The 26,192-nt window shown below is 46.1% G+C and carries 27 protein-coding genes and 1 tRNA gene; 6 read left to right on the top strand and 22 right to left on the bottom strand.

The genetic code is table 11. The features are described 5' to 3' along the window. The first annotated feature begins 29 nt into the window (after positions 1–29). Positions 30–1,180 (top strand): IS3-like element ISSpr1 family transposase gene (locus tag OCH02_RS16905; protein WP_156779276.1). Its coding sequence is split into 2 segments (ribosomal slippage): positions 30–267 and positions 267–1,180, totalling 1,152 coding nucleotides; the frame shifts between segments, so codons are not numbered across the junction. A gap of 147 nt (positions 1,181–1,327) precedes the next feature. On the opposite strand, the gene OCH02_RS16900 is transcribed toward OCH02_RS16905, so the two are convergent. From OCH02_RS16900 to OCH02_RS16840, 13 genes are all read right to left on the bottom strand, one after another. Continuing rightward, entirely contained in the window at positions 1,328–1,963 is a 636-nt protein-coding gene (locus OCH02_RS16900) for a carbonic anhydrase (protein ID WP_012005022.1), read from the bottom strand. 397 nt (positions 1,964–2,360) lie between these two features. Next, positions 2,361–2,636, bottom strand: a complete 276-nt coding sequence (locus tag OCH02_RS16895) for a type II toxin-antitoxin system RelE/ParE family toxin (protein WP_261161789.1) — start codon at positions 2,634–2,636, stop codon at positions 2,361–2,363. 3 nt (positions 2,637–2,639) lie between these two features. Beyond that, complete coding sequence (locus OCH02_RS16890) at positions 2,640–2,888, bottom strand: CopG family ribbon-helix-helix protein (RefSeq protein WP_004155191.1); 249 nt, start codon at positions 2,886–2,888, stop codon at positions 2,640–2,642. A gap of 95 nt (positions 2,889–2,983) precedes the next feature. Further along, positions 2,984–3,817, bottom strand: a complete 834-nt coding sequence (locus OCH02_RS16885) for a DUF4942 domain-containing protein (RefSeq protein WP_033852203.1) — start codon at positions 3,815–3,817, stop codon at positions 2,984–2,986. A gap of 113 nt (positions 3,818–3,930) precedes the next feature. Beyond that, positions 3,931–4,251: a TA system toxin CbtA family protein gene (locus OCH02_RS16880; protein WP_050116779.1), complete on the bottom strand. Its 321-nt coding sequence runs from the start codon at positions 4,249–4,251 to the stop codon at positions 3,931–3,933. 35 nt (positions 4,252–4,286) lie between these two features. Next, entirely contained in the window at positions 4,287–4,610 is a 324-nt protein-coding gene (locus OCH02_RS16875; RefSeq protein ID WP_261432184.1) for a type IV toxin-antitoxin system YeeU family antitoxin, read from the bottom strand. 12 nt (positions 4,611–4,622) lie between these two features. Further along, entirely contained in the window at positions 4,623–5,093 is a 471-nt protein-coding gene (gene radC, locus OCH02_RS16870) for a RadC family protein (RefSeq protein WP_050116777.1), read from the bottom strand. A 70-nt stretch (positions 5,094–5,163) separates the two neighbouring features. After that, positions 5,164–5,985 carry a DUF932 domain-containing protein gene (locus OCH02_RS16865; protein WP_261432181.1) on the bottom strand — a complete coding sequence of 274 codons (822 nt, stop codon included), beginning with the start codon at positions 5,983–5,985 and terminating at the stop codon, positions 5,164–5,166. 119 nt (positions 5,986–6,104) lie between these two features. Beyond that, positions 6,105–6,557: an IrmA family protein gene (locus OCH02_RS16860; protein WP_050116830.1), complete on the bottom strand. Its 453-nt coding sequence runs from the start codon at positions 6,555–6,557 to the stop codon at positions 6,105–6,107. A gap of 125 nt (positions 6,558–6,682) precedes the next feature. Then, positions 6,683–7,315: a hypothetical protein gene (locus OCH02_RS16855; RefSeq protein ID WP_033853260.1), complete on the bottom strand. Its 633-nt coding sequence runs from the start codon at positions 7,313–7,315 to the stop codon at positions 6,683–6,685. A gap of 5 nt (positions 7,316–7,320) precedes the next feature. Then, positions 7,321–8,022 (bottom strand): helix-turn-helix transcriptional regulator, encoded by a 702-nt coding sequence (locus OCH02_RS16850; protein WP_050116774.1) that lies wholly within the window; start codon positions 8,020–8,022, stop codon positions 7,321–7,323. A gap of 212 nt (positions 8,023–8,234) precedes the next feature. Further along, positions 8,235–9,110, bottom strand: coding sequence for a GTPase family protein (locus tag OCH02_RS16845; protein ID WP_261432177.1), 876 nt, complete (start codon positions 9,108–9,110; stop codon positions 8,235–8,237). Between the two features lie 133 nt (positions 9,111–9,243). Beyond that, positions 9,244–10,194 carry a hypothetical protein gene (locus OCH02_RS16840; protein WP_261432176.1) on the bottom strand — a complete coding sequence of 317 codons (951 nt, stop codon included), beginning with the start codon at positions 10,192–10,194 and terminating at the stop codon, positions 9,244–9,246. Positions 10,195–10,843: 649 nt separating this feature from the next. On the opposite strand from OCH02_RS16840, the gene OCH02_RS16835 reads away from it, so the two are divergent. The 3 genes from OCH02_RS16835 (at position 10,844) to OCH02_RS16825 (ending at position 12,788) form a co-directional block, all read left to right on the top strand. After that, positions 10,844–11,050, top strand: a complete 207-nt coding sequence (locus OCH02_RS16835; protein ID WP_033853003.1) for a helix-turn-helix transcriptional regulator — start codon at positions 10,844–10,846, stop codon at positions 11,048–11,050. Positions 11,051–11,146: 96 nt separating this feature from the next. After that, positions 11,147–11,743 carry a hypothetical protein gene (locus OCH02_RS16830; protein WP_261432173.1) on the top strand — a complete coding sequence of 199 codons (597 nt, stop codon included), beginning with the start codon at positions 11,147–11,149 and terminating at the stop codon, positions 11,741–11,743. Between the two features lie 388 nt (positions 11,744–12,131). Continuing rightward, entirely contained in the window at positions 12,132–12,788 is a 657-nt protein-coding gene (locus tag OCH02_RS16825; RefSeq protein ID WP_261432205.1) for an inovirus Gp2 family protein, read from the top strand. 477 nt (positions 12,789–13,265) lie between these two features. On the opposite strand, the gene OCH02_RS16820 is transcribed toward OCH02_RS16825, so the two are convergent. Then, entirely contained in the window at positions 13,266–13,574 is a 309-nt protein-coding gene (locus tag OCH02_RS16820; protein WP_261432172.1) for a hypothetical protein, read from the bottom strand. 75 nt (positions 13,575–13,649) lie between these two features. Next, a complete protein-coding gene (locus tag OCH02_RS16815; RefSeq protein ID WP_261432171.1) occupies positions 13,650–14,642 on the bottom strand; it encodes a toll/interleukin-1 receptor domain-containing protein in 993 nt (330 codons plus the stop codon). Between the two features lie 238 nt (positions 14,643–14,880). Here OCH02_RS16815 and OCH02_RS16810 point away from each other — a divergent pair, with 238 nt between their 5' ends. Together OCH02_RS16810 and OCH02_RS16805 are read left to right on the top strand one after the other, a co-directional pair. Beyond that, on the top strand, positions 14,881–15,600 hold the full coding sequence (locus OCH02_RS16810) for a hypothetical protein (protein WP_261432170.1): 720 nt from the start codon (positions 14,881–14,883) through the stop codon (positions 15,598–15,600). A 9-nt stretch (positions 15,601–15,609) separates the two neighbouring features. After that, entirely contained in the window at positions 15,610–16,722 is a 1,113-nt protein-coding gene (locus tag OCH02_RS16805; protein WP_261432169.1) for a helix-turn-helix domain-containing protein, read from the top strand. A gap of 67 nt (positions 16,723–16,789) precedes the next feature. On the opposite strand, the gene OCH02_RS16800 is transcribed toward OCH02_RS16805, so the two are convergent. From OCH02_RS16800 to OCH02_RS16770, 7 genes are all read right to left on the bottom strand, one after another. Beyond that, the gene (locus tag OCH02_RS16800) at positions 16,790–19,705 is read right to left on the bottom strand and encodes a type I restriction endonuclease subunit R (protein ID WP_261432168.1); all 2,916 of its coding nucleotides are present in this window, start codon (positions 19,703–19,705) and stop codon (positions 16,790–16,792) included. Between the two features lie 58 nt (positions 19,706–19,763). Next, positions 19,764–20,963 (bottom strand): restriction endonuclease subunit S, encoded by a 1,200-nt coding sequence (locus OCH02_RS16795; protein WP_261432166.1) that lies wholly within the window; start codon positions 20,961–20,963, stop codon positions 19,764–19,766. Further along, positions 20,960–22,567 (bottom strand): type I restriction-modification system subunit M, encoded by a 1,608-nt coding sequence (locus OCH02_RS16790; protein ID WP_315899229.1) that lies wholly within the window; start codon positions 22,565–22,567, stop codon positions 20,960–20,962. Before OCH02_RS16790 ends, OCH02_RS16795 begins: the two co-directional genes overlap by 4 nt. 20 nt (positions 22,568–22,587) lie before the next feature. After that, positions 22,588–23,163, bottom strand: a complete 576-nt coding sequence (locus OCH02_RS16785) for a restriction endonuclease subunit S (protein WP_261161778.1) — start codon at positions 23,161–23,163, stop codon at positions 22,588–22,590. Positions 23,164–23,206: 43 nt separating this feature from the next. Continuing rightward, positions 23,207–24,217: a DUF4917 family protein gene (locus OCH02_RS16780; protein WP_261432164.1), complete on the bottom strand. Its 1,011-nt coding sequence runs from the start codon at positions 24,215–24,217 to the stop codon at positions 23,207–23,209. 250 nt (positions 24,218–24,467) lie between these two features. Beyond that, on the bottom strand, positions 24,468–25,724 hold the full coding sequence (locus OCH02_RS16775; RefSeq protein ID WP_261432163.1) for a tyrosine-type recombinase/integrase: 1,257 nt from the start codon (positions 25,722–25,724) through the stop codon (positions 24,468–24,470). A 186-nt stretch (positions 25,725–25,910) separates the two neighbouring features. Beyond that, positions 25,911–25,995: transfer RNA gene (locus OCH02_RS16770), tRNA-Leu, on the bottom strand. Positions 25,996–26,192: the final 197 nt, after the last annotated feature.

Here is a 26,192-nt window from a genome sequence, read left to right as displayed (position 1 = left end):
CATAATAGAGGCTTAATGAAGGAGTGTTTATGTCAGCCAAAAATTTCACTGAAGAATTCAAAATTGAAGCCGTAAAGCAGGTCACTGAGCAGGGATATCCCGTATCCGAGGTCGCCTCCCGACTTGGGGTGTCGACTAACAGCCTTTATGCCTGGGTTAAGCGTTACCAAAAACCTGAACCCCAACGCAAGCAGGATGATGCTATCCAGCTTGAAGTAAAACGTCTCAGGCAAGAACTTAAGCGGGTTACTGAAGAGCGAGATATTTTAAAAAAGGCCGCCGCGTACTTTGCAAGAACATCCGGCTGAAGTACGCCTTCATTAAAAAAATGTCGCCATTTTACCCTGTACGCCGCCTATGCCTGGTTCTTGGCCTTCATTACAGCGGCTATTACCAGTGGCTAAAGCAGCCAGAATCGTTGCGCGCCCGACAGGACGAACGTCAGACTGGCCTCATTAAGCAACTGTGGCTTGAAAGTGGTACGGTTTATGGTTACCGGAAAATCTGGCTCGATATGAAAGACCTGGGTGAACGCGCCGGACGTAACAGGGTTGCGCGGTTAATGAGGCTCGCTGAATTAGCATCCCAGACCGGATATCGAAAACGACGTTACTACGGTGGTGGAAAACCTTCGGTAGCCAGCCCTAATTACCTTGAGCGACAGTTCATTGTCCCAACTCCAAATACGCATTGGGTGAGTGACATGACCTATATAAGGACGCATGAAGGCTGGTTATATCTGGCTGTTGTTCTCGATCTCTTCTCACGTCGGGTTATAGGCTGGAGCATGGGAGGACGAATGACTGCTGAGTTAGTGATGGATGCATTATTGATGGCGGTATGGCGACGTAAACCAACAGCAGAAGTATTAATCCATTCAGATCAGGGTTCTCAATATACCAGCGAAAGGTGCCAGCATTTTATGGCATCTCACAATTTGAAAAGCAGCATGAGTCGTCGGGGTAATTGCCATGACAACGCAGTGGCAGAAAGCTTTTTCCAGTTGCTAAAACGGGAACGCATAAAGAAACGGATCTATAAAAACAGAGAAGACGCGAAGGCGGATATCTTCGATTATGTAGAGATGTTTTATAATGCTAAACGCCGCCACAGTGCCTGTGAGGATCAACCCCCTGCAGTTTATGAAAGTGCCTGGTTCATGAGGCACGGAACCGTCTAGGAAATCCGGGTCTATTCAATCCGCACAAAACTGTACACTGCGAAACCTGCCGGGATTCATTGTTGATATCCAGTGCGGAGATATCTGCCATAAAAAAATCCACGCCGAAACGTGGATTCAATTTGATAGTAAAGACTAACCGTCACTTTATTCGAAGTGAACTGCGGGGTTATCCGCCAGTGAAACGAAATTCTTCGTATTTTTATCCAGCGTGCGGATCTCGCCACTTTCAATGTCGTACACCCAACCGTGCAGACGCAGGCCGTTGTTGCGCAGGCCCACGGCAACGGACGGGTGAGTCTTAATATTATTTAGCTGGGCTATGACGTTCTCTTCAACCATAGCGTTAACTTTGTCGATTTCGTTATCCCACGTTTTCTTCTCTACCACCGCTTTGGCCGCGTCTGCATAGTGCAGCCAGTGGGCCACAGCCGGCATCGGGTCAAGGCACTGGCAAGACGCTATCGCCTTCATGGCACCGCAGTTCGAGTGGCCGCAAATCACGATATCCGTGACGCCCAATGCCACCACCGCGTATTCGATGGTCGCCGACACCCCGCCCGGCTCCGGACCAAAGGAAGGGACAATGTTGCCTGCGTTACGGATAACGAAAAGCTGCCCTGGGTCTTGCTGAGTCACAAGCTCGGGTACCAGGCGGCTGTCAGAACACGAAATAAAAAGCGCTTTAGGGTTCTGGCTGGAGGCAAGGCTGCGGAAGAGTTCCTTACGCTGTGGGAAAATCTCTTTCTGGAAGCTGAGGAAACCTTCAATGATATGTTGCATAGGACGCTCTCTGGGTCTGTAGTCTCGATAACATGATAATCATCACTCCCGGTTAGTCCAGCATCTCTTGGAAGGAAATGAGCGTTAAAGGGACTGCGGGACGTGCCTGCAAAAGTGGCCATGACGAGGTGCAGCAATCCGTTGATGAAGATAAGCCTGAGTTAGGTAGGGGAAAGTCGCGGACGAATTTCAGGCACAAAAAAACCACCTTTCGGTGGCTTCTTGTTCGCGCTGTACTAATGGTGCGAAGGCCGGACTCGCACATAATGACTAATCCTTTGATTTAAAATCAATAAAAAATAACATTTAGATAATGTACCAACATCGATACCAACACATTAACTCGTTGATTTTGGGACTCGAATCGGGGCAAAGGTTACCTGGAAGATGACGAACTTCAGCGATCCTCTCGAGTATGCCAAAGGTCAACAATATAAATAGTATCGCGCTGAATTTCATAGTGAACGTCATAATCATCAAACAAGATTTTCCTCACTTCTCGTGGTTCATATCTTATCTGAGATACACCGATTCTTGGATGGTCGGCGAGCCCTGAGGTTCCTATGATCAAACGTTCTAATACATTGTCAGCATGTTGCCGACTGTACTGACAGGCAAACCTATAAATACGCTCCAGGTCATCCTGGGCCTTTTGGGTCCACTGTATTTCCATGGGTTACGATTTTTTCAGTTTGTTAGCGAAGTCAACCACATCCGCATGGCTAACCACCCTTCCCGCATCGACATCAGCAAGCCCTTTCAAAATCTGCTGATGCCGCCGCTCTCTCTCTTCAATCATGGCGGTCAACGCTTCTTTAATAACCCAGCTTTTGGATCTATCCAGTTCAATAGCCAGGTTTTCAACCGCAGCTGCAAGCTCTGCTGGGATCTGAGCACTGATCGTCTGTTTCGCGAGTTGTCTCATGAGCGCCACCTTTTAATAAAAGTTAATAACACTTATTAAAATAGCATGTTTGTGTTCGCGTAACTACCTGTGGCGAAGACAATACCAGTCCTCCATCATCTCGAGGCCAGCATTCCCGGATAGTGTTTCGCAATGATGTCATTCATTCGCTCAATCAACTCCAGACGCTTGAAGGTCAAGTGCGCCGTGCCTTTTTGATAGTAACGAATGCTGAAGAACTCATCTTCGTAAACGTCCTTAGCCGGATTATCCCGGATATGCTCCATCAACCGGGTGGTGATATCACCCCGGTTGTCAGGGATGGGTTTGCCATCCAGCAGAAACAGCATTCTCTCCAGGTCCGCCAGTTGATCCCGTCGCCAACCCCAGTTAAGGCTAAAGCCCCAGCGGTTATACGTCACCAGATTGTTAATGATGATCTTCTTACCGAAGCTGCAGGGACTGTTGGTTTTGTAGTCCCACGATAGGCCTTTGAAGACGTTGATGATGCCACGTTCAAAGACATCCATTTTGTTGAGATGTAACTGTTCAAAGGTGCTGAGGATATTCGCCTCGCTGATTGCAGGAAGGTCGCCCTCCTCCAGGTTCTTATGCCACTGGTCGCGAGCCTGTGCATCCATCAAGGCCATCATGCCGGACTTCAGCATCAGGTCTCGCCAGATGCTGCGATCTATATTGCGGGTGACGGCAGGCATCGCTTTGTCAGTCTTCTCAGTCAGCCAGCTATCGTAGCGGTGCCCGGATTTCATCGCCCAGTCTTGCGCTGTACCACCACCGATTTCTGAGGTTAGTCGTGAAATGGTATCAAGCTGCTCAATGAGTTGTTCAATCTGTTTAAGTGCGGAATCGCGGCAAGAGACTACTCGTTCGATACTGGTCGAACAGATGAGTTCATTGTGTTCCGTTAACACGTCGGGTTCTGTTTGCATCGTTAATCGTCCATTAAAGCAAACACGCCTGCCGGGAGTGGCAGGCGCATTATGCGATGAATAAAAAAGGTTGGAAGTTCAGAGGTAAAAATCAGGAATGAGGCTCGAAGAATTCAGGTATTTATTAATCCTGTAGCTCGCCTGGCTCTGAGAATATCGGTGGCGGTCAAGAATGGCGTCTGCTCCTGCCATGTAAATCCTTTGCGGTCGATGCGTACCAGTTCATAACGTTCCACCAGAAAATTAACAGCATCGGCGAGCGTGATTCCTGCGTCGATATGCTCCTCAATGGCCGCGTCGTCGTGGAATGGCGTGTCGTTAAGTGTCAGGCCGTAATGGTGCTCCAGCAGATACGTTAACAGTTGCTGCCAGACCTGTACGGGCGACAGGCGTGACAAAACCGGCACCGTGGCCGGTACAGATGAAATTTGCATGAGTTGAATCCTGATAAAAGAGAAGAGAGAAGGTGTTACTGGGTTGGATAGATAGAAATGTAAACGTAGCCACAGCTACCACGGGTATCAGCTATACAGGTTAAACTCGCAAGTTGAATGGTCACCTGATGTTGCTGATGTGGATTTAGTTCGCCAGCACGCAGCATATTTTCCAGTTGTTCTACAAACAGCGGGAAAACCAGATCCAGTTTCTGCAATTGCTCCGGGGTAAAGTTACCCGTCAATCCAGCCCTGTCAGCCAGGTAGTACAGTCGATTGCCTTCCTGAACTAATCTCGCGCCAAATCGTGGGGTGATATCGCTTTGTAGACCCCATTCATGAGGTGGTGTGATTGACATGAAAACCTCCGTTTAAAGCAAACCCTGCTCAGCAAAAGACACCACTTCGTTCCCAACAACCAAATGATCCAGCACTCGCACTTCTACCAGTGCTAACGCTTTCACTATCCGCTGAGTGATGTGTTTATCCTGCTGACTGATTTCTGTCGTACCTGACGGATGGTTATGCGCCAGAATTATCGCAGCGGCATTGTGTTTCAGAGCCAATTTAACCACTTCGCGGGGATGCACTTCGGTATGGCTAAGTGTGCCGGTAAACAGTGTTTCGCATCCCAGCAGGCAGTGCTGATTGTCGAGATACATCACGATAAAAACTTCACGCTCCTGATGAGCCATCTGTAATTGCAGCCAGGTCTTAGTGAAGCTGGTGGAGGTAAATGGCTCACTCGGTTGACGCTGATATTTCTCCAGCAGGCGTAATGCCCGACGAATGACGCGTTGCTCGTTTGCAGGAAATACCGGGGATAAATTAAATACAGACATATTTGTTCCTTAAAACAAAAAGCCTCGCCGGTTTATTGGCAAGGCCTGAGGGAAGGGATAATAAAAAGGTTCATGAGGCAAGCTGCAGCATATTCTCAGCCATCACCCACAGAGCACGGTTAAGCTTTACATCACCGTCGATACCTTTAACAGCGCGTGTATGAGCGCGTTTACCTTTGGTGGTTCGTCCAGACAGACCGCCTTTAATCAGGTTTTCCTGAATGCGTTGATAAGTGGTCCACAGGTCGTTACTTTCATCCTGCCAGCGGCGTGGGGATAGGATTTGTGATTCCGTCACCGGCTGATGCTCTTCGCCAAAGCGGTAGGTTAATGCTACTTTTGCCATTGCCAGTTGGGCTGGTGGCGGTAACAGCAGCGACTGCATGGCATCGCGTTTCTCTTCCACTCGGTCAAATATCCCCAGTACTTCGTAAGCCCCTTCAATGACTTTCTCCACCACATTGCCTTTATGCGGTACGCGCACCTCACCAAAACTCTCACCGCAAATCAGTCCATTTTGGCAAACCGATCTAAATAGCCCCGGCAGCATCTGGTATGAGCTGGAGCCGTCATGGCTGTTAAGCAGAATAATTTCTGGCACCTGCTTGCCGGTGATTTGGCCTTCGCGGCGCAGGCGCAGCATGTGTTTGGTGTGTTCACGCTTGCTCTGGTCCCGCACACGGGTCTGAAAGGCAAAGAACGGCTGGAAGCCTTCACGCTTCAGGTTATCGAGCAGGGTTATGGTCGGGATGTAGGTGTATCGGTCGCTGCGTGATTCATGCTTTTCTTCACTAAATACACTCGGTACGTAATGCGCCAGTTCATCACGGGTTAATGGGCGATCGCGGCGAACGAGGTTCACCGATCCAAAGCGAGATGCTAATCGGGTCATGGCTATTCCTTATTTAGAGATTAAAAACGAAAAGGCCATGCTTCCCGAAGGAGGCATGGCCTGATGTGTAGTGAAGGATTGTGCTAAGTTGATGTTTGGCAGATGCAAAGCTAAGCCAGTTATGATGCCTTATTCCCGGCAACCGATATCGGCAATGGCTGGTAATACTGTGGGTCGAAAACGGACAGTGGCAGCCTAACCTGATGGCCATTGCGCTCTTCGGTCGCCTTCATGATTTCAACAGCGTTGACGTTTTCAACACATTCATGCTCCAGAAAAACCTCCTGAGAACGGGTAGCGTCGCTATCACCAAAGGGGGCTACGTCCATGGTACCTGTCGCCAGTGTGTTGCCTGCTTTGTCTTTCAAACGCAGTGAAACAGCCAGTTGGCCGAAACCCACTCCGCTACCACCATTATCCAGGCGGAACTGATACACGCAGATATTACCGGGCGTCCACATGGTATCGGTGTTGCGGATGCTGATATAGCGTTGTTCATCAGCATAAGCGGATGACAGGTGGCACAGCATTAAACCGGCGATGACAGGTAAGGCTTTAACAAATTGGCTCATGGGTGGCGCGATTTTGCGGTAAATAGGCTTTGCCCATACCCTTGCCGTCGTGAGAGTCGGTATCGCAATAACCTTCTGATAATCCTTTTCCATCGATCTTTGCCTTTAGTGGTATTGAGAAGAGATCAGCAGTTTCCTGTGCGGCGACATAATTCAGCGAGACTTTGCTGTGCCACCCATTGCTGGAGCTTTCGGTCTTCTTCCGAACGTTTAGCAGCCAAAACGGCCTGCTGCTGTTTATTCACACAGTTATCCGGCATGACCATAACTACCTGTGGGCTGAATTGCTGCCTGATTTTAGCCAGCTCGTTTTCCACATTATCGACGCGAGGATAGCCATAGAGAACATTCTGCTCGGCCTCGTCTCTTGCCCAGAATTTATTATCAATAATGGCGAAATAACATCCATTTCCGTTATTCTCTCCCTGGTAGACCGTTTCAATATCGTTGTAATTACCGCTAAGTGGATTCAGTTTTAGTTGGCGAATGGTGTGGGTTTTCTTGTCGGCCAGGAAAATGGCACCGCCGCCACGGACACGTAGCAGAAACTGTTTCGTCCACGGGTAGTTATCAATCACGCTGGCTTGATAGAGCATGTTGTGCAGCTTATTGTCATCCATACCATCGGCGGATTTCCAGCCGTCAGCCTGCATGTATTGCCAGGCTTTGACTGTGCCGACAGTGTTTCCAGCGTCAGCCGGAAACACAACACCAAAGCAAAAACTGGCGGCCAGCACTGTAGTGGTAAGCAATTTCATTGTGATTATTCCTTCTGAGGTATAAGCCCGCCGTCAGTTGCGACAAGCAATGAATGGAAAAAGCGAAAGTGGGGTAAAGCCTGAAGAAAATCCGGGTGAGAGAGGATGTCGCGCATCGCTATATCTGGAACGAAGCTGCCGTTGTGGAGCGTGACCGCCCGAATATCAGTCAGGGGAAAAACGGCAATCCGGGCCTGATGCTCACCCGTCAGATACCATTCTCCCTCACGCAGAACCAAGCGATAGGGAGCAAGGTCTGTGCAACGACAGCCGCTTCCCAGTAGCGTCACCTTCCGGTGTTCCGATACCGCGCTCACCAGTCGCGTGAACACGCCCGAGTCTGGGGATGACACTTGGGCCACTCCCTGCCAGATAAGGCAGGGAGACTCACCGGGACCGCTCAACAGTGAAGCAACCAAATGGTTATCCATATCAGGAAACAGCGCTTCAACACCCGACTGGCGAGCAAACGTCATCACCGCTAACTCTCTCTGTCGACCTCCGGACAGCAAGCGACACTGACCTTTGCGATACTCCAGATCCAGATACATCAGACGTTCCCGAAAGTCCCTGCGCAGGGTACGAACCGACACACCGAATTCAGTTGCCAGCTTTCGCAAATCCAGAGTTTCACCCGCCACCAGGCGGCTGATAATTAACGACAGCCTGACGGCAAGCCGGTCATGACGGCGTTCAGCCTGAGTCATGAGACAGGTTCTCCAGTGAGATAATTAGCTGAAAATTAAAAAGTTATTTTAACGAAGGGGTGGGACAGGGAGTGGACACAAGAAGACGTATTTTTTACTGTTGCTGAAATCAACCGTGACGGGGCGTAAAGGGGAAAGTTTCGAAATTCAGCAGATTATAAAACATCAGAACGGACAGGGTATGTCCCGAAGATAATGGCAGGTAAGCCAGCTCAGAAGAAAATCCAGTCCCAAACGGCACGGGCAACGGATACTACGGCATCGCGGACAGTACGAATAATCGCTTTTAATGGCGCAGGAATAAATGATGCCGCTTCCGCAGAATCAAACACCTCTCCTACTGCGTTGCCAAAGCCCTCACGAGCCTGCTTTTTTATCGGTTCACCGCATAACCTCCCGTGCAGTTGTGTCGCCAATGGGCTGGTGGCTCGGTCTGGCAGGCAGCACATCATGGTTTCTACCATTGATGGCAGATTCCATTCTGTTCTCGCAGAGACAGCGCACACCGGATGGAGTGGTGAAAATAACTGACGAATGGATGCCAGCCTGGCCTCAATATTCACTAACTGGTGCGGTGATGGTGCATTGCCGGTGACATACCACTCATGGCTGGGTTCTATTTTGTCAGCCTGGTTAACGATAAACAGTACCCGTTGCTGGTAGCCAGTCATCACTTGCCGGTAGAAGCGTTCATCCACAGAGAAGGCTCGATCATCGGCTTTGATAACCCACAAGATGAGATCTAGCTCAGGGAGAATATTGCGATATAGAGATTCATATTCTTTATCCCGTTGCTCGCTCTCGCCTACTCCGGGTAGGTCTACCAGTATCAGGCTGTGTTCACCGCTGTTCAGTCGTAATCGCAGCACTTCACGGGTGCAGGCGTGGACATCACTTACGGGCGTGACCTCACTTTGGAAAAGCGCATTGCAGAGCGACGATTTCCCCGCACCTGTTTTGCCCATGATACCGATCACCGGTTCGTAGTGAGTGAGCTTTTGAATATGGTCAAGAATATGTTTTCCAATGGCATGGGGGAGTAACGCCAGTGGTTTTTCGATGGCCTGTTGACCTTCTGATTTTTTCATGAAACAACCTCAGACAGAAAAACAAAACCCCTGAGCCTGGAAGGCTTCGGGGGTGATTCTCTGGAATAATATCTGTCTGAAATTATTTGGAATGATGTGCAGACATGTGTCCTACATCACATCTGATTGTACACTATCCAGATTTCAGCATGCTCAAACGTGATAACTCACTGTCGATAAGACATTTGAGTGCTTCATCCAGCGTTATGCTTTTACTTTCAGCAATCTGGCTCAACTTCTTTTGGTATAATTTATTTAATTTTAAAGGTGGGACTGTATCTTTTATCTTTTTCCTACGGGATTTTTGCTCCCAAGCTTTACCCAGTTCTTCGAGCAATATTTCTTTGTGATTTAATGAACTTGCACTTCCCAAACCATGAGAAATTAATTTCTCACCCTTCCTTCTTTTATTTTCCTTCAGATAACCCAGTTGCTCGTTACTCCAGCCTTTCCAGTTATCAAATATGGCAATAATGAAATGGTAACGTTGTTCACAGGAAATAGGTTTGGTATCAATAGAAATATATTTTTTCCTCATTTGCTCCCAAACCCACAAACATTGTTCTTCGTTATCCTTGTCCAGCCATGAAAATGCACTAGGGAACTGATTGCTGGCATTAGCCCAAGCTACCACCACTTCCGTAATCACTTGGTCCGCCAGTCTTGGCGATAGATACATGTTCAAAATGACATCGATTATTTTTTCCATTACATCTGGAATAACATCAGTATTTGTTATCCTTGAGAAGTCTAATCCATTAGCCTGATCACATTTTGGTAGAACCAAATTTATATCTAATTCCTCTAAGCCCAGGTCTAAATCCTGAATATTTATCTCGCTTTTATTATTCATTTCTCCCGTATTTTGAGGGGACATGACCACTTTAGGATCATGGACATGAAGCTTTGGCTCATCGGGAGTAGTTCGGATGTTCGTACTAGCAAGCGCTACGGTTTTCTTCGTTAGTAAATGAAAGAGAAAGAAATGCCTTGCCCTGGGGTTTTTCCTTAACCACTTCAGGCGACTTGCATGTATCTGTCTTTTTTTTCGTATCTCCCGCTCATCGAACTCACACTCTTCCATGACTCCCCTCCTGATCCAAAAACGCTTGTTTTCCATCATTTCACTCAAGAGTAAATGATGACAACGCAGATGTAAATCATACTTTTTTTGAATAAAAAACGATACAAAAAAAGTGTAATAACGTAGTTAAAGTGTAGGTTTAAAATTCATTCACAATCTATAATATCAATTAGTTAACGATGCAACCCAATTTTTCCCGCATCAAAACTACAGTTTTCTCTTTATAACACACGACGAAATCAACCCTTATGATGTTCTGCACAAAATCGTAGCCAGATTTAGCAATCATGTCCTTCTACTATCAATTCGATCGACTGTTCAGTAACTAGCAAGGAAAGGAGTAGACGTTTTATTCACTCCTGCACATAGCGGCCCCTTGAGATTAAATGTCAAAAACTTCGCGTAATGCAGTGCTCAATGGCAGCTAAGAGATTGGTATGTAGTAGCGTTCAGGGAACTCGGTAGCTGATAGATGGCGGATCGTTCTGAGGTAGCACTTAGCAATTCAATTTGCCTGTAGGCCCGTAATGGCATAGAGGTCAATGACCTTCAACTTTTTTTACAGATTACCGGGTTGGTATGCCGAAGCACGTGGTCGTTATCAAACATCACGAGTCCGGCTTACCTTTCTTAACCGGAGAATCGAACAATGAATACCCATCCATCTCTTTTAGAAGACCAGTTTGTCAATATGGCATTTATCACCAACCTGACTGGTTTAACGGACAAGTGGTTCTATAAGCTAATTAAAGATGATGTTTTCCCAAAACCAATAAAAATGGGTCGTAGCTCCCGCTGGTTAAAAAGTGAAGTTGAAACCTGGCTTCAGGAACGCATTAACCAGTCCCGCAAATAAGCCTCTCCCCTAACTAAACCCGCAGCATGAAAATAATTATCCGGCTACCCGGAGGCTTTCTGCTGCCTGTAATTTAAGCAAGAAGGAACAAGAACAATGAAAGACTATAAGGCGCGTTACGAAGAGCTCCACAGATATTATCAGACCTGGCTACTGGATTTTACAAAGCTGACCGTTCGCCAAGGTATGTGTCATCAAAATATATATCACTATCATAGCCTGACGGTTGGCTGTCTTAAATTCCCCGGAAAAGAAGCTGTTATTGCTATTGTGCCCCACTGGCTACACCGGCTTCTTTACGGAAAGGCAGCGGCAGCATCATTATCGATAGATGATGACCTGAGCGTAAGCTTATTAACGCAGGAGCACTTGTTGGCCCACCATCCCATGCTTGAAGGTGTTCTGCTTTCCGAATGTGTCCGTTTAAAACAACGTCCACTGGCAAATAAGCTCACCAGCCTGTTTCAGCAGTTTAGAGGGACTGAGTTGCGTCTAAAGCTTGTCTGGCTGTGCTGGTACGATTTGATGTTGGGGAATTGTCTTGCTGACTGGATTGAAAGTCTAAAGTTCAAATCAAGTGAGGAGGTTGGTAGCTGGGTTAATGACCGTCAGGCTGAGAACCACATGCTTACCAGCATGATGGATGAGTACGTCTGCTTTTCCTACCGCACTGTACTCGATCCGCTGATTTGAGCCGCTCGAAATGCGACGGATACATAACCATTCCAGGGCAAATACATATTTTATGGAACTGCTAACTTCGGAGTAATTATTGTCATTGAAACAATAAGTTAAGCCTTGCCCCAAAAGGTTCCGCTAAGCGGAATTAATGTCGGATAGGTAATATTTACCTGTGGGCAAGGACCTAACAATCTGTCAATAACAATATAATACAAACACTTAAATAAACCTCTGCAGGGCATAAGGCTGTAATAACCAGAGCCGTATGCTGAGTCATAAACAACGCCTGACCAGTATCCCCGTCAGCGTTAATTCCTGAATCTCCCAATCACTATGCCTGTCTGTGTTTCAGGAAGGCAGCTCTATGCCTGCTGTTTCCCGACAGGTGGAGGAATCCATTATGTTTTTGTTCGATGACATCATCCATCCAATGGTAGTGGACCAACGCCATGAACCTTTCAACGAGAAATATCTACAGCGTATCGAAGGGGTACTCTGTAACGCACTGCAGGACCATCCACAAACCACGGTTATCAGGGTGGATTTACACTTACCGGAAGCCGGAGATGTGGGTGACAGTATTGTCAGTGATGCAGACTTAAGCCCGGGGCTAATGTCCCGCTTTATCGACTCACTGAAAGCTCAGATAGTCGCTTACCGACAAAGAAAAGCCAGGGAAGGTAAACGCTGCCATCGCTCTTCAGTTCGCTACGTCTGGGTGCTGGAGCAACCAGAGCTGGGTGGCAAGAAGCATTACCACATGGCCCTTTTCGTCAATACCGACACGTTCAATGCTCTGGGAGGCTACGGCGAACAGGGGAAAGGTCTGGCCTCTCTTGTTCAGAACGCGTGGCTAAGTGCAATGAAGAAGCGTGACTGGCCTGAATATCTGACGCTGGTGCACTTTGTTGATAATCCTCTGGCTTTCCTGGAGCTCAATAAGCCGGAATTCATGGATAAACTGGATGCACTGACTTTCCGTCTGAGCTACATGGCAAAGCATCGTACCAAACGCTATAGCAGTATTGAACGCTCATTCGGATGTAGTCAGGGCTGATATTCCATACATCGTTTTTGCTGATGGTGGTTTATTTACGCCATAACTCCATAGTGTGACAACCGTACCGCTATGCCCTCTCAATCCTTTTAATCCATTCAACAGCATGGCGTCTGTCTGCCCTTCAGGGACGGCTTACGCCTACCTGCTGGAGTCTGATTATGTTCCACAACGTTAATGGTCGTCTGAAAGGGGCCATAACCACACAGGCCGCGCCTAACGACAGCTATATCTGTCTTCTCTGTGGCTGTATGTTGCAAGACTGCCCTTATGCAAAGCCAGATACCAGTGAAATCCAGCTGATTCATCATCTGCAACATCTCATTCCCAATGGTTAACAGAGACGATCGGCACGGTACGCAATCTGGCACTAATTATTAAGGGCCAGTCGCTGCCAGGGCTACCACACTGGAGCTTCAGCAGTGAAGTAGAACTGAAATCAACTATGCTGGATTAGTCTGTTCTATAATCTTTTGGTCACCGGGAATTACTATAATGTTTTTTGCATTCATCTATCGCTGAAAACATATCCCGCGCAGGACGCATCTGATAAGTAATCGCCATTTGAAATCCACCTTTATGGAATCCGAGATGGTCCAGACTGATAATTTCATCCGTTTTGGCCCAATACTTATCGCCGTTCGTCTCCAATACCTTCTCACGATAAACCACAATTTTTTCTGGATATTCTGGGTGCTCTCCTTCTTTTGAGAATATTTCATAACGGACATATCCATTGTTGTCGTCCCCAAGCAGGAAGACCTTAGCAAGATTAAGTTGCAACATTTCTAAATCCTTATCGTCACTTACCAGTGAGACAACGGTCAAATCAGACTATATACTCGATTTGACCGCTGTGAATCACCGGGACATACGTTGTTTAATTACTCCGAAGAACATTCCCCAAAGATGTTCTGACATCCCCTCGTTTGTCAGCAACTGTTCTCGTAAGTTGCCACTACTATATCCACCCATCAAGGCACGAAAACCAAGAGTCTGGCCGTTATCAGCAAGGCTCAAGCTTTCGTTATAGCTGTTTCGAATAACGTTCTCTTGGCTATAGCAGATGCCCCCCATTCCATGATGTTGATTGCCACGCCAGATGCCACATTGACCAACCTTGCTACCGTTGATATACACCGCGCAAGTGAATGAATTCGCATCAAGCCGATGGAAATCGACGTCTAACCCTGCATAGCGTTTCTTGAGTTCATCCAACGAGTTCTCAAAATAACGGGCGACATACTCAAAACCTTCACGTCGGGCTCGATCTTTATCAAGGTCGGTAAAGGTCTTTGGTAGAGAAAGATTGCTGGAACGTGGAGTAAAAACCATCTCTGTTGCCTGATACACCCGATTCCCCGGATTCCCCGGAGCTGGAGAAGAGACATGCACACTCTGTTGTGGTTTTTTCGCTTCCATACTGGCAATAGCGCGAGAGACGGCATCAAAGACCTGAACATAACCTTCATCGTGGCTGGCAAATTTGGTGATGGGCTTACCGTCGATTGTCGCCGCCATAATGCTGCCGAACGGTAACTGGTGCCAAGCGCATTCTCTTAAGATCACCGGAATGACCACTGCCTCACCCCGCTTGTGACGTTCCATCGCGTTGGTCATTTCAACCTGATAGCAGTAATCGGAGGCGATGAAATCGCTACTGATGAGCAAAAGAATAATATCGGCTTCGGAAAAATAATGATCAATCTGGTGTTCAAATTCCAACCCAGGATCGATGCGGCGATCGTGCCATGTAGTGATCTTCCCCATCCGCTTGTGGGGCGAAAGATGTTTCTCGAGCTCATTGCGTAGTGCTTCATCTACATGGGAATAAGAAAAAACAAGGCTAATCATAACGGTGAAGACTCCTGGGGCGCAGCAATTGACTAGTTCTATTCTGCCTCAGATATGGATAAAGGTCACTTTTCTCACTATTTTTTTAGGGTTATTGCTTTCTAGATTTTTTTGCTTTTCACGCGCTTTAATTGTCAGGTGACCAATGCGCTTACACTGGCATTGCATCCAGTAATTTTCTTGTTTTTAATCCTCGAATGAGGTATAAAAAACAGAAAATCTATAAGAGGCGCTACCGATGTACTCCCATAATCTCGCAAAAACTATCGTGCTAGCTGACCCTGATGACGTTGAATCGTATCTGCAGCCTATGAATCTCAGTCAAAGTGATCTTGGCCGTATCCTCGAACGAGGTTTATCAGGCCGTTACTCAACGACTCAAAACCACCCTGCAATTTCACGTGGGCAGTATTTTTATGGTGAGGGGGTAAGCGGCGCTCGTGAGATTCTTGCGCCAAAAGGGTACAAACGGCTATCTATTCGGAATGTTGAATTGACCGTTAGCGATAATGTTGCAATTTACCTATGCCGTGGCTGCGATCAAACTGGGCTTCTTCATGGATACCCCGAATCTCGCCTAAAGAAAGGTGACTTTACTTGCGATCTGATGGGGTTGATTCACAACAATACCCCAGGACAAGGAGATCTGAAGTTCGACGACAATCAACTTAAGTTGGATCTTGATCTACCCGAAGGCGATGTTGTTCCTCTCCTGCCGAATAAAATCGGAATGGACTTATGGTTTTTACTCTACGATTTTTATGAAATCGATGACTTTCACCGTGTAGGGATCCGTGCAGAACTTTCTAGACCTATCTCGTACAACGATAAAAATGTAGTTAATAGCTTTTCTACGCGTTTGATACTTGATATTCACGGACCTGAGCCGATTATCCAGAGTAATGATGTACCGCAATTTACGCCGGATATCGACCTCGACATTTTAAAAGTAGGCTAAGTATGAATCATGTTTAATTCAGAGCGTTTACGTATAGCAAGAGAACGAAGAGGTCTGACACAAAGAGCCTTAGCCGAAGCAGCTGAATTAACCAGCAGAACGATTTCGAACTATGAGAAGGCAGGTATCTTTGACGCTGTAGCCAGTGACAGCATGGATAAAATCTCTGCTGTTCTTGGTTACCCTATTGAGTTTTTCCTCGACAGAGACGTCCCTTCTCTTTCTCCTGAATCGGTTAGTTTTCGAGCAATGACTAAGCTAAGCGCACAAAAGAGAGATTCCGCGCTTGGTGCAGGCAAACTTGCCCAAGAGTTATCGATCTGGATTGAAGAAAAATTCAAACTACCAAAACCCAATATTCCTGATTGTAGCTTCGATGGTTATTCGGAACCTGATCGTGCCGCTCGAGCAGTGAGAGAACACTGGGGAGTCGGTGAATTATCGATTTCTAACTTAATTCACCTTCTGGAAGCTAATGGAGTACGTGTGTTCTCGCTCGCTGAAAATTGCATTGAAGTTGATGCTTTTTCGTTTTGGATTGACGAAAAACCATTTGTTCTTCTGAACACAATGAAAACACCGGAACGTAGCCGCTTCGATGCAGCTCATGAATTAGGTCATTTAGTTCTTCACAAGCATTCGAGCAATAATGGCAGGCAAGCTGAGCTAGATGCCGACCGCTTTGCATCAGCTTTTTTGATGCCTGAACGTAGTGTTTTAGCGACAGTCCCAAGAATGCCATCGCTGGATCTACTTATCTCAATGAAAAAAAATTGGAAAGTATCACTCGCAGCTTTGGTCCGTCGCACATTCGATTTGGGTTTATCTACCGAATGGCATTATCGACAGTTATCAATTGAGTTAGCTCGACGGGGGTATCGGACCAGCGAACCACAAGGCATGGACGATCGTGAGAGATCACTTGTATTAGAAAAAGTGTTTTCAGCATTACGTTCAAATGGGATCAAGCGTAGTACGATCCTCGAACAACTACGGTTTCCTGCAGATGAAGTAAGTGCTCTTACCTTCAGCAATAGCTTCTTTATGGGCTCCATCAATGGGGAAGGCTTAACTGAGCAAACCTCAGGCAAACGCCCTCCACATTTGAGTTTGGTTAAGTAGATTTGAATGAATATGGTAAACAGATACCATATTCATTCAACAGCAGCTACAAATTGGCCCCTGAATATTAAAAACCGCGCATGCCATCAATAAACGTATCAATCACGCTACGCACACGTTCGTAAACGCGCGTACGAACCGTTTTACGTTCCAGAATTTTTGGTTGCCAGGTGAGGGTATCGGCAACCTGATCCTCACGCGGGAGTACATCGGTGAAAATGTAATTTTCCAGTAACCCTGTGAGCTTAACAGCATCCAACCGTTCTTCTTCACACAGCGCTATAATTGCTCTACTTCTTTCGCGCTCAACATAGGTTTCAAAGGTCTGAGCGACATCTTCATCATGGGCAGCATCTAGCAGATTTTCTTCAATAAAGTTTTCAATCAACTCACGTTTGCTGCGCAGAGTGACATCGCTATCGACGATATCCATGATCTTTTTCTTCTGCTCTTGCTGCTCTTTCGGCGGCATTGCCTGGATACCCGCTAATAGCTTCAAAATGTAGCCAACGTTAATTTCATCGCGGCGGATCAGCGACACTTCAAAATCTACATCATCGAGGATGGAGACTTTCTCTTTGCTGGAATGCTTTTTCACCTTGTCGTGAATATCAAGATATTTACTGGTGTAATCTGCCAGTGTCTGTTCGGACAATGGTTTTGCCGCATCCTCGAAATCAGCAAAACTTTCAAGGATATTTTTAAGGCGCATCACGTCGCGAAAGGCAGTCACAAATTCCAGCTGCGCTTTTTCATCCGGCAGACGGTCCACGCTTTCAACTGTTGGGGTTAACGTCAGTAGGCGATCAACAGCATCCTGATAATCACTCAAATATTCTTCGAACGGTTTTACCAAGACGATGGAAGACGCATCTTTATTGGAAAACAGCGCAATCGCCTCGTCTGTTGCCTTCTTCAGGTTACGGAAGCAAACGATATTCCCGTGGCTTTTCTTCTCGTTAAGGATGCGGTTGGTACGTGAGAATCCTTGCACCAAACCGTGGAAGCGAAGGTTCTTGTCCACATACAGCGTATTCAGTGTGGGGCTGTCAAAGCCGGTAAGGAACATATTCACTACTAACAGAATATCGATGCCTTTTTCTTTGGTGCGCTGGGCGATATTTTTGTAATAGTTATAAAAACTTTGTGAATCATTGGCCGAATAGCTGGTACCGTACAGTTCGTTGTAATCCTTGATAAAGCTGTCGAGGTGGTCGCGGCTGGATGTGTCAATCTTCGCCCCCTGCGGCAGGCTAATGTCTTCTTCATCCAACAGGCCGTTAACCGCTTCTTTATCGCTTTTGTCCGCTTCATTGGCGGCGTAGGTAAAGATGGTCGCCACTTTCAACGGTTTGTATTCAGGATTCTCCGCGATCATGGCGGCCTGTTTTTCTTTAAACAGTTTGTAATAACGGATCAGCATATCCACTGACCCGACGCAGAACATGGCTGTAAATTCACGGTTGCGGGTTTTGGCGTCGTGGTGCGCCAGAATATAGTCGGTGATTTTCCCCAGCCGTATGTCGCTTTCCATCACCTCTTTGGTATCGATATCTTCTACTTCGATATCAATTTCATTACTGCTTTCTTTGCGTTTGTAGGTGCCAACATACTCCACTGCAAAACGCAGCACGTTCTCGTCACGGATGGCATCGACAATCACGTATTTGTGCAGGCATTTATCAAACAGCATTTCGGTGGTCTGCTTGATGCCGTTGGTGATATTGACGTTATCGGCGAAAATCGGCGTACCGGTGAAGCCAAACAATTGAGCATTTTCAAAGAAATTCACAATTGCTTTGTGGGTGTCGCCAAACTGGCTGCGGTGGCATTCATCGAAGATAAACACGATGCGCTCTTTGCGCAGGTGTTCCAGTTGCGCTTTATAGCCATCGTGAGTAATGGCATTATTCAATTTTTGAATAGTGGTCAGCGTCAGTTTGCTGCTAGTGGTTTTCAGATGCTTAATCAGCGCGCTGGTGTTATTAGTTGTATCTACGCTGTCTTTGGCAAAGCTGTTGAATTCTTTAGCTGTCTGGTAATCCAGATCACGACGGTCGACCACAAAAATAACCCGATCCACTTCGGGCATCTCCATGATTACCTGGCTTGCTTTAAACGAGGTCAACGTTTTACCTGAACCTGTGGTGTGCCAGATATAACCGTTATGTGGCTTGCCCTGAAGATGCAGGCTTTCCTTCACATGACGGATCATCGCTTCGCAGGCGTAATACTGATACGGACGCAGCACCATTAGGCACTTACGGGTTTCGTTCAGCACCGTATAGTGAGTGATCATTTTGGCGATATGGCAAACTTTCAGGAACGCTTCGGCGAATTTATCCAGCGCTTTTATCGGCTCGTTTTTTTCATCGGTCCAGAAGTACGTCTGTTCAAAGTGATTGGCGCGGTTGTTGGCGTAGTATTTGGTATCCACGCCGTTGCTGATGATAAAAATCTGCACATACTGGAACAGGCCGCTGCCGACCCAGAAAGCATCTCGATGGTAACGGTCAATCTGGTTAAAGGCTTCTTTCAGGCCTAAACCACGGCGTTTAAGCTCAATTTGTACGAGCGGCAGGCCGTTGATTAACAGGGTTACGTCAAAGCGAGTTTTGCGTGTGTTTTGCTCGGCATTAAACTGCTTCACTTGGCGGGTGACCTGAAACTCGTTCTGGCACCACTCCTCTTTATTAATAAAGCTGAGCCACTTTTCTGTGCCGTCTTCACGCAGTAATTGGTAGCGATCACGTAGGGTTTTTGCGCGATCGATAACTTCGTTACCTTTGGTCAGATGCAGGAAAATACGGTTAAACTCGCTGTCAGTCAGTGGCACAGACTCCAGACGGTTGTGGATCTCAATCTGTTTTTTTAAGTTGGCTTTCATGCTAGCTTCGTCGGTAACGTTTACCGGTTCGTAGTGCATGCCAATCAGTTGTTCCACCAACTGCGTTTCTAACTCGTATTCGCTTTGCGTTGCCATCAGTGTTTAATGCCTTCTGCTGTGATAGAAGCCCGATACCGACCGGGCTGAAAAATAATTAAACGAACATTTGCTGAAGCAGGCCTTGCTTCCAGGTTTTTAGTTTGTCGCGTTCTATTTTTTTTGTGGCGATTTTCTCGTCAATGGCACAGAGGAAATTGGCAATTTTGATTTGTTCTAACTCGCATGGAACCCCAACTTCTATGGAAGCCAAATCAGAAGAGTTTATTGCTGGATAACTTGTACCAGTACATCTGTTCATTACCTCTGATATAAAACTCTCCAGATGAAGCAATTGATATAAGAATTTAGAACAATATTTTGCTCTAAGCTGTGCATAGCCTGTTGAGGCAACATAATTTCCACTAAGTAGGAAAAGATAATTATTATTCTGATAAGGCCTGACTAGCTGAAAAAGCACATCACCAAGTTGAAGTAATCTCTGTGCCCGGCTCGGTGCATTATCTTTATAAATAAGATTTTCTTTCTTTAAAATTCCTTTTTCAACACTTTCAAGGTCAATATATATAAATTCTGTCGGCAATGTTTTGCTTTTAGGATTTACAATAGCTATATCAGATATAAGTTTTAGCTCCCAATCTGGATACTCTTCCCCATTCTCATCCATAAATCGAATTTCCTGACTAAAAATCTTCTGCATCATGCCTTTTTTGTACTGGCACAGCAGGTCGTATTGCTTATTCATTAACGTGATTTTTTCATCAACAGAGGACAAGAAATCGGAGATTTTGGTTTGTTCATTAATTGATGGATAAATAAACTGAAATTTCTCCACATCTTTTTTTGTGATATTTGGATCCTTTCTGCTACTCGCAGCAATTAACTTCCAATCTTCCACCTTAAAATTCAGATATAGTAATAAAAAGTAAGGAACGACTTTTCCCTTATTAGGCTTAACAGCAGAGAGGGCCTGATTACATGCAGCTTCATTTATCAGCAAACCCGTTCTTCCTATTTGATTAAAGCCACCGTACATAGCGACAAAAACGGTATCTCTAGGAAGTATCTTGAGTGAAGATGTTTCTCTGATTGCTATTCCTGTTACTTTTTCTTGAGTCGATATTATTAAGCTATTATTTAAGTCGGTAGTTTTAACCCACGGAATATCACCATCAATAAAATACTCTATTTTACCCCTTGATGGAGTAGATCCAGATGTGATATCAAAAACCTTCCCTAACGGTTGCTTTTCCCATGGGGAATTAAAACCGGCAAACCTTAACTTCGGCGCAATCACTTACCTACCTCCACCGCTGTAAATGGCACTTCAATTCCGAGTTCTTGGCAGAACCCAGCGATAGTTTTATCAATTTCCGCCACTTTCCCTTCCAGTTCACGAATCTCTTTCGCCACTGCATTTAGATCGATCTCATCCTCTGCTTCAAAGGTATCGACATAGCGCGGGATATTGAGGTTGTAATCGTTAGCGCGGATGTCTTCCAACGAGGCAGCGTGGCTATACTTCTCAATGTCTTTCCAGTCGTTGTAGGTATCAGCTATTTTGTCGATATGTTCCGGCAGCAGACGGTTCTGAGTTTTGACCTTCTCAAACTCGTTGCTGGCGTCGATAAACAGAATGCTATCGTTATGCTTACGGCATTTGCGTAGTACCAGCACGCAGGTCGGGATACTGGTACCGTAAAAGATGTTGGCTGGCAGGCCGATTACGGCATCAATACAGTTCAACTTTTCAATCATAAACTGGCGAATATGACCTTCGGCAGCTCCACGGAACAACACACCGTGGGGCAGAACGACTGCCATGGTGCCGTCATCTTCCAGGTGGTGGAACATATGCTGCAAAAATGCCATATCTGCTTTGCTGGATGGAGCCAATTTGCCATACTGGGCAAAGCGCTCATCATTCATAAACAGCGAACTGGCGCTCCATTTGGCAGAGAACGGCGGGTTGGCGACAATGGCATCAAACTTCAAGTGCGTATGCTGCGGGTGCTCCAGCGTATCTTCCTGGATAATTTCAAAATCTGCATAGTGAACCCCATGCAGAATCATATTCATACGTGCCAAGTTATAGGTAGTACGGTTCATCTCCTGACCGTAAATTTTACCCACTGACGACGCTTCACGTTTTACGCGCAGCAGCAATGAACCGGAGCCACAGGTCGGGTCATAAACGTTTTTCAGTTTCAGCTTGTGAGTAGTAACGATTTTCGCCAGCAGTGTTGAAACAGGTTGTGGTGTATAGAACTCACCGGCTTTTTTCCCTGCGCCCGAAGCAAATTGCCCAATCAGATACTCGTAGGCATCACCGAGAATATCGGAGCTGGCTTCGCTCAGGTTAAAGCTTAGTTTGTCGAGTTCGGTAATGACTTTGCCGATTAACTCGTTTTTTGCTTTTGCAGTGTTGCCCAGTTTACTGGAGCCTAAGTCCAGGTCTTCAAACAGGTTGCTGAAGTCATCAGCCGAATCTGTACCCAGAGTGCTTTGCTCAATATTGCGCAGCGTCGAAGCAAGATCTTCCAGAATAAAACCGGTACCAGCGCCTTTAGGATCGTTGGCGAGACGTTCCGCCATGGTGTGGAACAAATCCGTCGGTGGCAGGAAGTAGCCTAATGTGCGGATGCTGTCTTCTTTTACCGCGTCCACAATGTCCTGATACGCCGGATGTTCAGATGTCAGTTCGTTGTACTGAATCCCGTCTTCAGCAAGGATTTTGTTTGCGTAGGCGACAAACTTCTCAGAAAGATACTTATAGAAAACAAAGCCGAGGCAGTAATCACGGAACTCATCGGCATTCATCTTACCGCGCAGGGTATCTGCGATATTCCACAGGCGGCCTTGTAGTTCACTTAAATTTTGCGCTTCAATTTGTTGAGACATCATCTAACCTTATCCATTGATTATTTTAATATAGTTTCTATCTGAGCAAGATAGGATTGCTGTTTCAGCTCTATTAAGCGGTATTGAAAGTAACTCTTCATCCGCAGATGGAGATATAGCCCACCAATTTCTTGCTGCTTTTTTAAAGCAGGCAAATCCATCTCAAATTGACGCACCATCTGTAGAGATAACTTAGGGACAGTTGATCCCTGAAGATGGAATAATTTTTGTTGGGCAACAGCTTTACTTTCATTGAAGTGCCAAATCCAGAAAAGTGGAGATACTCTGCTTACATCAAGTTCGACTCTCACAAAATTATTGCCCATAACTCGACCTGCGTGAGCTTCCTTGACTATGACAGCTTTCGCATTAGCAAGGTTAATAACGACATCATTCGCACAAGTCACCTTCAAGTTCTGGGTACTTACTACCACCTGTTCTTTATCCGAAATAGGCACTACAGGTTGCCAGTCATCTTCCTGATGTAATTGCGCTGTATAGAAACGATACTCTTCACCAGACTCCTCAGGGGCTATGCGTGATAAGTTAACTCCGGGGATAAAATTTGCGATGTCGCTATAGACGATTTTTTCCATTTTTATGCTCGTAAAATCGGGGGCTGCGCCCCCTTTCGCTTGTTTAATGGCACCAGCAGTTGGCGCTCTCACTGTCGAAAAATTCGACGAGCAAACCTTGACCAAACACCACTTTTAACATTCTTTCAATTGCATCACAGCCAGACGTATCAGCGCCATACATTGAAATTGCAATCCTTGATGGCTGACTTTTTTTCAATGCTTCGAGTATATGAGTGTCATTTTCCCCCATACTCCATCCATAAATCACGATACTTTCCTTTTTCTCTGGAAGCACTTCACGGTAGACAGTGTCAAGATAACGACTACGAGCAATCGCACTTAGTTTTTGCTTACTTGTCCCTTCAGAAACAAAAACTGGTGTAACGGCTGCAGAATCCCATTGCTGGGATATTTGCTGAAGATAATTTCCGTCACCACGAGGATTAGTGTGTAATTTTAACTCTTGACCACTGAAGTCTTGGGCCAAAATCAGAGAACCATGTGGATAGAAAACTAAGCTTGCCGTCTCGTAACCTCTTTCACGATCTTTCCAATGTAAGTCTCTAAAATCACTCCAATCTAACTGTTCATTAAACAAACGGTTAATGAAGCAATCTTTTAATTTTCCAGTATTTGTATCTTCCAGCAAAGATGCCCAGTACACAATTAGATCGTAATTCAGGGATAAAACCGTCCTAAATCTGCCAATAAAAGCACGGATTTTTATTAGCACATCCGATATGTCATGATGTTCAGGATGATTTTGGCTCACACATTGAATCAATAGATTTCTAAGTAACTTATACCCTTCTGTCGTTGCATTTTCAGGCACACCGAGCTGTCGGTTTACTTGAGTAGCAATCCACAGACGATGCAGAATCAACTCAAAATCTTGTGTATCAAATTGTTCGAACAAAGCTGTCAGTCGCCCATCTGAACTGAGCTCTGTCAACTTCTGGCGTAAGCTACGATAGGCAAAATCGCTATTAACAGCGATACTTGCGCCGTTCCCCAAAAGTAAAGTATCATCGTAGTTGGCCTCGATATCGGCCCATTGTTTAATTGTCACCATGTTTAAACCCCTCGTCTTCAAATTTTTTTTAGCTTTGTGGGGATTCCGCCAAGAACTTGCCCACTCATGTTCAAATCAGTAATTTTTGAAAATTACTGAACTAAAAACTAAGGCCATTAAACTACGAGATAGAATTGCCGTCAATTCTTTTCTATGTAATTTTTAAAAATTACCTGGATGCATTTCATCCAAAGCGCAAAGAACGACTTTAAAAACCATATTTTCAAGGAGTTATACTTCTTAAGAGGGCTTATCCTGCTGTTTGCTTTGCAAAATCAAAAGGACTAATCCCCTTCTCTCGATTCACATCCAGAAAATCTGCCCACCACTGCAGCATCAGTCTGCGCTCATCAAGATGCTCGGCTTTGTGAATGTAAGCCGCACGCACAGAGTTACGCTCCATATGGCTCATCTGCCGTTCGACTGCATCCCTCGACCACAACCCTGACTCAATCAACGAACTACACGCCATGGTCCTGAAACCGTGGCCGCAGACTTCAACCTGCGTGTCATATCCCATCACCCGTAAAGATTTGTTAACCGTGTTTTCACTCATCGGTTTACGAGGGTTATGATCGCCAATAAAGATCAGTTCATGATCACCGCTGAACGTCTTTATCTGCTCGAGAATCGCCAGAGCTTGTCGGGAAAGTGGAACCAGATGAGGTGTTCGCATTTTCGAACCTCGCTGTGAGTGCTTTACTCCTTCGATAGCTTCCCGCTCGGCTGGAATCGTCCACATTGATGTTTCAAAATCGATCTCGGACCAACGAGCAAAACGCAATTCACTGGAACGAATGAAGACAAGGAGGGTTAGCTCAACGGCAAGGCGAGTCAGCGGCCTACCGGTATAGCTGTCTATGCGCTGAAGCAGTTCAGGAGTCCGTTTCAATTCAAGAGCTGGTCGATGTTGCCGGTTACCTGAAGCAACGGCACCGACCATCTCCTGCGCGGGATTGTAGTCAAGCAAACCGCTCTGGACGGCATAACGCATTATTGCCGTGGTGCGCTGTTGTAGCCGAGAAGCCACTTCAAGTCGCCCCGATATCTCTACAGCTTTTATAGGGGCTAAAAGGTCCCGCGTTTTTAGCTCGGCAATGTTGCGTTTACCAATGGCAGGAAAGAGGTTGTCCTCCAGGCTTTTGAGCACTCGTCGGCTATGTTCTTCCGACCACTTTTTATTTGTGGCATGCCATTCAACAGCAAGTTCTTCGAAGGTGCGCGCTTCTTCTAGCTCAACCTTATCATTTTTCTTTTTGTCTCCCGGATCGATGCTGTTCGCCAACAGCTTACGAGCCTCATCACGACGAGCCCTGGCATCTGCAAGAGACACTTCAGGATAAACACCTAAAGCCAGCATCTTTTGCTTCCCGCCAAAGCGGTACTGCAGACGCCAGTATCTTGAACCATTTGGGTGGACGAGAAGATGCATACCGTTGCCATCGGTCAGCTTATATTGCTTATCTGTTGGCTTGGCTGTTCTGACTTTGATATCTGTGAGCGCCATGCTTATCCCCTCCCTGTTGGTACAAGCATTATCGAACCGTAAATACCATCATCTGTACCAACATCTGTTGGTAGATGTACATGGGTGCCGGATACCCTGAGGAGAATTAATATAGCGGGAAAACTAGGTAATTGCTGGATTTTAGGCATAAAAAAAGACCTCAGTTGAGGTCTATTTACATACTGTTGGTGCCGAAGGCCGGACTCGAACCGGCACGTATCTCTACGGTTGATTTTGAATCAACTGCGTCTACCGATTTCGCCACTTCGGCACTGCAAGTAGTATGCGGAAAACGGGTGCATTATACCTTTCAGCGATCCTCGTGCAACACTTATCCGTTGTTCAATGAGTTAAGTGCTGAAAAAAGCGCCGACCTGGTCATATTAAACCTTCTGCGAACACAATATGAGCACAACAGCTCAGCACCTTTATCGCCGCCATTCTTCTTCTCCCCTCACAAGTTCAACC

It is taken from the genome of Serratia quinivorans (assembly GCF_946227985.1).
In the GTDB taxonomy this organism is placed as follows: domain Bacteria; phylum Pseudomonadota; class Gammaproteobacteria; order Enterobacterales; family Enterobacteriaceae; genus Serratia; species Serratia quinivorans_A.
Note: the sequence above shows the minus strand (reverse complement) of the source record. Positions and strands in the feature narration are given on the sequence as shown.